This window comes from Desulfosarcina sp., assembly GCF_033791525.1.
Lineage (GTDB): Bacteria > Desulfobacterota > Desulfobacteria > Desulfobacterales > Desulfosarcinaceae > Desulfosarcina.
The window spans coordinates 1-8,061 of record NZ_JASJGN010000010.1; the positions used below are offsets into that span (position 1 = coordinate 1).

The following is an 8,061-nucleotide window of genomic DNA, read 5'->3' on the forward strand; positions in this document are numbered from 1 at the left end:
ATCGCATGGTCAATCACCATCGCTGCGATTGCCATCAACGCCGGGAGTCAGGTGAAGTGGCGTGAAAAAAGGTTTGCCGTCAGCCGCCGGATTCTTTAGAGTGGTACCTGACTCACCAGTGGTCAAAAAAAGGGAGAGGGATGATTGTCTTTGACGGCACTTACACGCTGGAACGAAAAGAGGACCCGGGGGCGAGCACGGCCCATGCCTGCACCTGGCGGGTAAAGATCGTCGATTTTTCATCCGGCGACCCCAAGCATCCTCACATCCGGCCCTATGCCGTGTTGGCCTTTCGCATGGAGGACGGCATTTTCAAAACCAGCTGTGCCGAAAGCATCGGAAAGCGGATCTGCAGGGATTTCGACCTCAATGTGGATGATATATTGTGGGTTGAGGCTTTCACCGACCTTCCAGGTGCGCTCTACGTGGCTGTTTTTACCCCCCGGTACGAGGATACGGATATTCATTACACGGTTACCTGGCGGCCGATTTTAAAAAACGAACAGGCTGCCGTGGAACCCTGGCGCTGACAGCCTCTTGGTTGGTGGACTGTCGTATTGCCAAAATATGGGTTGAATGTTCAATCGGTTTTCACTAAAATGCGCCTCCAACAGCAGGCCGCTTGCCACTTGTTCTTTCATTTCCGTCGCGACGATTGGCAATTTCCGCTGATAAGAGAGGAAATATTTCCTTAGGGCTTCGGGTCCGTAGCCGGAGCCATTCACAGTGGCCTAAACGGGGGTGGACGAATCATCAACTATCAAAACAAGGATGCCCTAATGAAGGTGCTGGTCAGTGACAATCTGGGTGAAGATGGAATCCGCATGTTTCAAGAAGCCCCGGGTATACATGTGGATGTGAACACCGGCCTTGAGCCGGAAGCCCTCAAGGCGATTATCGCCGATTACAATGCCCTGGTGATTCGAAGTTCCACCAAGGTGACCGAGGACCTGTTGCAGGTGGCCACGCGGCTTAAGGTGGTGGGCCGGGCGGGCATTGGTCTGGATAATGTGGATATTCCGGCAGCCACCCGGCGTGGGGTGGTGGTGATGAATACCCCCACGGGCAACGTGGTAACGACGGCAGAGCACGCGATTGCCATGATGCTGGCCCTGACCCGCAATATCCCCACGGGAACCGCCTCCCTGCGGGACGGCCGGTGGGAGAAGAAAAAACTTCAGGGCCGGGAGATTTTCAACAAGGTGCTGGGCGTTATCGGATACGGCAAAATCGGCGCCATCGTGGCGGATCGGGCCCGTGGGCTGAAGATGAACGTGATTATCCACGATCCCTATGTCACCCCGGAACAGATTCAAAAGGCGGGGTTCGAGAGTGTGGACCTGGAGTCCTTGTATCAGCGGGCCGACTACATCTCCGTGCATGTGCCTAAGCTGAAGAATACCGCTGGGTTGATCGACAAGAATGCATTCGACAAAATGAAACCCGGGGTGATGGTAATCAACTGCGCCCGGGGCGGGATCGTGGTCGAAAGCGACCTATACGACGCCATTGTCTCCGGCAAAGTGGCCGGCGCGGCGCTGGATGTTTTCGAAACCGAACCGCCGGGGCAGTCTCCCCTGATCACCCACGAGCGGGTGATCTGTACGCCCCACCTGGGGGCCTCCACCCGGGAAGCCCAGACCAATGTGGCCGTGGCCATTGCCCAGCAGATCATCGATTTTCTGACCGCCGGCACGGTGGCCAATGCGGTGAACATGCCCTCGGTGACCGGTGAAGTGCTGGAAAAGATCGGCCCCTACCTCACCCTGGCCGACCGGATGGGATGCCTTCAGGCTCAACTGGTCCGCGGCCCCATCAAGGAGGTGGTCGTTGAATTTCATGGTGATTTTAAAGATCTGGACCTCTCTCCCGTGTCAACGGCGGTGCTCAAAGGCATCCTGACGCCGGTGGTCAAGGATGACGTGAATTTTGTCAATGCCCATGTCATGGCCCAGCAGCGCGGTATCAAAGTGACTGAAACCAGCAGCGCCGAGTCGGACTATTATGTGAACCAGATTACGGTCAGGGCGATTACCACCGAGATGGAAAGCGTGGCGTCCGGCACGATCTTCGGGAAAAAGGATCCGCGGATCGTCAAGATCGACAAGTTCCGGCTGGAGATGATTCCCCACGGCCACATGGCTTTGATTCAGAACATCGACAAACCCGGCTCCATCGGTGAAATCGGCACCACCTTAGGCCGATACAACATCAATATCGGCAGAATGCAGGTCGGCCAGGAGGAGGAGGGAGATCGAAATATTATTTTCCTGACTACCGATACCCCTATCCCAGAGAAAGTGGTGGAGGAAATGCGGCATCTCTCTCTGGTTAAGACCGTTACGCCGCTGGAATTTTGACAGGTTCGAAAAAAAACCGATATCTGCGTTACGCTTCATCCCTCGTCACTGCGGCGTACCGTAAGTACGCCTCATTCCTCGAGATTGAAGATTATCCGCAACAAACCGCGGGAAATCTTCGCCGTACGGATGTTGATCGTTTTCAAGTTCACTCGCGACCCCCGCTCGCTTTCGCGGCTCGCAAGCCTTGATCTCGAAATTTTTACGAACCCGTCGGTAAGGCGGGTCTTTGCAGGTTCATCTACTTTAGCAGTTTCTATCATCCAAGGAGCGTTCGCCATGACTGACGAAAAGCAGGAAAATACCGGCAAAGCAGATCCGGTTGACCCACCCAAATCCGCTGATACGGCCTCCCTGCCGGCCCTCAATTTTGCCACTTTTATCTTTTCTCTCAATTCATCGGCTCTCGTTCAGCTGGAAATGATTGAAGACCCGATGACTGGTGAAAAATCCAAGAACCTGCCGCTGGCCAAACAGACCATCGACATCCTTTCCATGCTCGAAGAAAAGACACGGGGAAACCTGGACGTCGATGAGGCGGGGATGCTCAAGAACATTCTTTACGACCTGCGGATCCAATACGTGAAAGAGAAGGGGTAGCCAAACACGGCTGTCACCTGACATGGAACTGCTTCACGTAAAAGCGCCGGCGAAGATCAACCTGTTTCTTCGCATCTCCGGCAAACGATCCGACGGCTATCATGACCTGTATACCCTCATGTGCCCGTTGGCCCTGTACGACACCCTGACCCTGAGCGCCGGCGGGAAAGGGATTGTGGTTGTCTGCGACCATCCCGGCGTCCCGGAAGATGCATCCAACCTGGCGGCCCGTTCGGCGAATCTGTTTCTGAAGACCGCTTTCGCAGGCAATTCCCTGCCGATATCCGGTCTGACCATCCATATAGATAAAAAAATTCCCGTGGGTGCCGGGCTTGGTGGCGGCAGCAGCGATGCCGCCGCCGTCCTGATGGCCTTGAACGACTATTTCGGACAGCCCCTTTCCACGCAGGCACTCATGGCGTTGGGTACGCGCATCGGTGCCGATGTACCCTTTTTTGTCCGGGGTGCGCCGGCGCTGGCCACAGGAATCGGTGACCGGCTCGAGCCCTTTCCGCATCTGACGCCATGGACGGCGCTGCTGGTCTATCCCAACGAGGTGGTATCTACTGCCTGGGTCTACAAAAATCTGAATTTAAGATTGACAAAAGACGAAAAAAAACTTAGTAAATTCCACTTTGATGGCCGACTTTTCAAGCTCGATGAGCATCTGGTCAACGATTTGGAACCGGTGACCGAAAGGGCGTTTCCGGTCATCAAAGCAATAAAGCGCTTGCTGTTGGCACATGGAGCGGGCGGGGCCATGATGTCCGGCAGCGGATCAACGGTGTTCGGGTTGTTTGCGGACCACGAACGAGCCATTTCAGTTTGTACCGCCTTGCGTGACAATCAGCAAAATAAAAACTGGACGCTTTATGTCGCGGATCTGTTGATCTAAATGCCGGTTGTTGCCGAAGTCCGGGCTCAGGACAGCGGTATTTTTCTGCTGGGGCGTCGTCAAGTGGCAAGACACAGGATTTTGGTTCCTGCATTCGGAGGTTCGAATCCTCCCGCCCCAGCCAATCTCATCGAACAGGAGTAGCGTTCAGAAAGTGACAACGATAAAACATAAGTTCTGTGTTTTTACAGGCAATTCCAATCCGGATCTGGCATCCAAGATTGTCGAATACTTGGGGACGCCCCTGTGCGGGGCCGTCGTCAAGCGGTTCAGTGACGGTGAGATTCAGATCGAGATCGATGAAAACGTAAGGGCCAAAGACGTTTTTGTCATTCAATCCACCTGCCACCCGGTCAACGACAACCTGGTTGAGTTGCTCCTCATGGTGGATGCCCTGAAACGGGCCTCGGCGCGTCGAATCACCGCCGTGATCCCCTATTACGGCTATGCCCGCCAGGACAAAAAAGTGGCCCCACGCGTGCCCATCAGTGCCAAGCTCATCGCTGATTTACTGACGACCGCCGGGGCCACCCGTGTGATCACCATGGACCTGCATGCCGGACAGATTCAGGGTTTTTTCAACATCCCCGTGGATAACCTCTACGCGGCACCAGTGCTCTTGGAATACATTAAATCCAACTTCAATGAAGGCCTGGTTATCGTATCGCCCGATGCCGGTGGCGTGGAGCGCGCACGTGCCTTTGCCAAACGCTTAAATGCCGGTCTGGCCATCGTGGACAAACGACGGTCGGCACCCAACAAGGCTAAGGCCATGGCAGTTATCGGTGATGTGGCCAACAAAACGGTCGTCATCCAGGATGACATGATTGATACCGCCGGTACCCTCACCGAGGCCGTGAATGCGATCATAGAAAGGGGGGCAAGGGAAGTTCATGCCTGCTGCGCCCATGCGGTGCTGTCCGGGCCAGCCGTGGACCGGATCAACGCCTCACCCATTACCAGCGTCGTCTGCACCGATACCATCCCGCTGAACGAAAAGGCGGCTGCCTGCAGTAAAATCAAAGTGCTTTCCATCTCCAACCTGGTAGGGGAAGCCATCATCAGAAGCTACACCGGGGATTCGGTAACGTCCCTGTTCGTGTAATATTCTTTAAGGAGGATAAGATCGTTGGAAATAATGAATTTGAAAGCAAGTCAACGGGAGGCCGTGGGTAACGGGCCTTCAAGAGTTCTGCGGCGGGACGGCAAAATTCCCGCCATATTGTACGGCCCGAAAACCGAATCGATTAAACTGGCCATCGACCGGTTGGAACTGGAACCCATTATTAAATCCGGCGCCGTGGCCCAGACACTGTTGAAACTGAAAATCGAAGGTGTCGATTCCGTCCGCAAGGTCATGATCAAAGAGATGCAGAAGCATCCTGTTTCCCGAAGCGTGCTTCACCTGGATCTGTATGAAGTAAGCATGGATCAGAAGATCAAGGTCATGGTTCCCGTGGTCACCACCGGCAAGAGCGCCGGTGTGGAGGTGGGCGGTATGCTGCAGCTCATTCGCCGGGAATTGGAAGTGTTCTGTCTGCCCGATCAGATTCCCGAGAACATTACCATCGATATCACCGTCCTTGAGATTGGCGACTCGTTCCACGTTGAAGACCTCCCGCTGGAGGGGGCTGTCGAGATTCCCGCCGATACCAACTTCACGATTCTGACCATCCTCAGCCCGACGGCCGAGGAAGAGGAAGAAGTGGAGGGTGAAGAAGAGGAAGGCGAAGAAGAAGGTGAAGAAGGTGCCGAGGCTGCTGAAGAACCGGCGGCCGAGTAGCCTTGATGACCGGTGGCCTGCCGTATCTCAACGCGGGTTGCCATGGCCATGAAGGCTGAAATCAGACACCATCTGATCGTCGGGCTGGGCAATCCGGGCCCGGAGTATGCAACGACCCGCCACAACATCGGGTTTATGGCCGTAGACCGGCTCGTACGGAAATATGGGTTGACCGCCTGCCGCAGCCGGATCAATGCAGAGATCGCCGAAGGGGATATCGCCGGCGTCCGGGTACTGGCAGCCAAGCCGATGACGTATATGAATCGGTCCGGCGACCCGGTGAGCGGTATCGTCCAAACCCACGGGATTCAATGCGAGGATATGGTCGTCATTCACGATGACATTGACCTTGCTTATGAAAGATTGAAAATCAAAGAGAAAGGGGGGGATGGAGGACACAATGGACTGAGGTCTCTGATAGACGCCCTGGAGACCGACGAGTTCGTGAGGGTGCGAATGGGCGTCGGGCGGCCTGAAGGCGACATTGGGGTGGTGGATTACGTTCTGGATGAATTCGATGCCAATCAACGAATAATACTGGAACCCTTTTTATCACGGGCCATCGAGGCTGCTGAAGCGATCCTTTGTGAGGGAGCAAAGGATGCCATGAATCGGTTTAACCACAAACCTTGATTTCAAGCTAAACACTGAATGGAGGAAAGAATGGACGTTGTAATGAACAACATACCGCTCGTTTGTACGTTGGTCGGCGTTGTTGGTGTTCTCTTTGCGATTATCCTTGCAGGTATCGTTAAAGGCGCGCCTGCCGGAGACGAGAAAATGCAGGAAATCGCCAGCGCCATTCAGGAAGGCGCCATTGCCTACCTGAACCGCCAGCTAAAAAGCATGGGCATTGCCGGCATTATCATTTTTGCCATTATCTTTTTCACCATGGGCTCAAAGATGGCTTTCGGCTTTTTGCTGGGTGCCGTCGCCTCGTTCATGGCCGGTTATATCGGCATGCGGGTTTCCGTGCTGGCCAACGTGCGTACGGCTGAAGCGGCCAAAAAGGGCATGGCTGCCGGCCTTTCCATGGCCTTCAAGGGCGGTTCCGTCACCGGTATGATCGTTGCCGGGCTGGCCCTGACCTCCGTGGCCGGTTACTACACCGCCACCCACGACGTCATGGCCCTGGTCGCCCTCGGTTTCGGCGGCAGCCTGATTTCCATCTTTGCCCGTCTGGGCGGTGGTATCTTCACCAAAGGCGCCGACGTGGGTGCCGACCTGGTAGGCAAGGTCGAAGCCGGTATCCCCGAGGACGACCCCAGAAATCCCGCCACCATCGCCGACAACGTGGGCGACAATGTGGGTGACTGTGCCGGTATGGCCGCCGACCTGTTCGAGACCTATGCCGTCACCGCCGTGGCCGCTATGCTGATCGGCCACCTGCTCTTCCCCGAAATCCAAATGGCTATTGAGTTTCCGCTGATTCTCGGCGCCATCTCCATCGTCGCCTCCATGATCGCCATCTTCTTTGTCCGTCTGGGCAGTGGCGGCTACATCATGGGCGCTCTCTACAAAGGCATGTTCGGCGCTGCCATCATTGCTGCCGTGGTGTTTTACTACGCCTGTACGAAATTTATGGCCGACATCCCCGGCATCAGCGCCATGAATATATACTACTGTACCCTGATCGGGTTGATCTTGACCGTCGTGATCGTCATCATCACCGAATACTACACCGGTATCTACGGTCCGGTAAAAGGCATTGCCGAAGCCTCCACCACCGGCCACGGCACCAACATCATCTCCGGCCTGGCCGTCTCCATGCAAGCCACTGCGGCGCCGGTTCTGACCATCTGCCTGGCTATCTTCCTGGCCCATAAATTCGGCGGACTCTACGGCATCGCCATGTCCGCCATGTCCATGCTTTCCATGACCGGTATGGTCATCGCCATCGATGCCTACGGACCCATCACCGACAACGCCGGCGGTATCGCTGAAATGGCCGGCATGGACGAGAGTGTTCGCGCCGTCACCGATCCGCTGGATGCCGTCGGCAACACCACCAAGGCCGTTACCAAGGGCTACGCCATCGGCTCCGCCGGTCTGGCCGCCCTGGTGCTGTTTGGCGCCTACGTCATGGAGTTCACCATTCAGGGTGCTGAAAATGCGATCCGATTCGATCTCTCCGACGTCAACGTCATTATCGGTCTGTTCATCGGTGGTCTGCTGCCCTACCTGTTCGCATCCATCGCCATGAAGGCCGTCGGCAACGCCGGTGGCGCGGTTGTCGAGGAAGTGCGCCGCCAGTTCCGCGAAATTCCGGGTATCATGGAAGGTACCGCCAAACCGGATTACGGTGCGTGTGTGGATATCGTCACCAAGTTCGCCCTGAAAGAGATGCTGCTTCCCGCATTGCTGCCGGTGGTGGCTCCCCTGCTGGTGGGCTTTCTGCTGGGCAAAGTCGCCCTGGGCGGCCT

The 8,061-nt window shown here is 55.7% G+C and carries 8 protein-coding genes and 1 tRNA gene; all 9 read left to right on the forward strand.

Annotated elements, in window-relative coordinates:
* Window positions 1-140 precede the first annotated feature (140 nt).
* The gene (locus QNK41_RS00395; RefSeq protein WP_319252604.1) at window positions 141-530 is read left to right on the forward strand and encodes a hypothetical protein; all 390 of its coding nucleotides are present in this window, start codon (window positions 141-143) and stop codon (window positions 528-530) included.
* A gap of 249 nt (window positions 531-779) precedes the next feature.
* On the forward strand, window positions 780-2,360 hold the full coding sequence (serA, locus tag QNK41_RS00400) for a phosphoglycerate dehydrogenase (RefSeq protein ID WP_319252606.1): 1,581 nt from the start codon (window positions 780-782) through the stop codon (window positions 2,358-2,360).
* A 279-nt stretch (window positions 2,361-2,639) separates the two neighbouring features.
* Window positions 2,640-2,960, forward strand: coding sequence for a DUF1844 domain-containing protein (locus QNK41_RS00405; protein ID WP_319252608.1), 321 nt, complete (start codon window positions 2,640-2,642; stop codon window positions 2,958-2,960).
* Between the two features lie 22 nt (window positions 2,961-2,982).
* Window positions 2,983-3,855: a 4-(cytidine 5'-diphospho)-2-C-methyl-D-erythritol kinase gene (gene ispE / locus QNK41_RS00410; protein WP_319252610.1), complete on the forward strand. Its 873-nt coding sequence runs from the start codon at window positions 2,983-2,985 to the stop codon at window positions 3,853-3,855.
* 49 nt (window positions 3,856-3,904) lie between these two features.
* Window positions 3,905-3,979: transfer RNA gene (locus QNK41_RS00415), tRNA-Gln, on the forward strand.
* Window positions 3,980-4,018: 39 nt separating this feature from the next.
* Window positions 4,019-4,960 carry a ribose-phosphate pyrophosphokinase gene (locus tag QNK41_RS00420; protein ID WP_319252619.1) on the forward strand — a complete coding sequence of 314 codons (942 nt, stop codon included), beginning with the start codon at window positions 4,019-4,021 and terminating at the stop codon, window positions 4,958-4,960.
* A 33-nt stretch (window positions 4,961-4,993) separates the two neighbouring features.
* Window positions 4,994-5,638: a 50S ribosomal protein L25/general stress protein Ctc gene (locus QNK41_RS00425; protein ID WP_319252612.1), complete on the forward strand. Its 645-nt coding sequence runs from the start codon at window positions 4,994-4,996 to the stop codon at window positions 5,636-5,638.
* 48 nt (window positions 5,639-5,686) lie between these two features.
* Entirely contained in the window at window positions 5,687-6,271 is a 585-nt protein-coding gene (gene pth, locus QNK41_RS00430) for an aminoacyl-tRNA hydrolase (protein WP_319252614.1), read from the forward strand.
* Window positions 6,272-6,301: 30 nt separating this feature from the next.
* On the forward strand, window positions 6,302-8,061 hold a 1,760-nt coding region (locus QNK41_RS00435; protein WP_319252616.1), incomplete at its 3' end, for a sodium-translocating pyrophosphatase.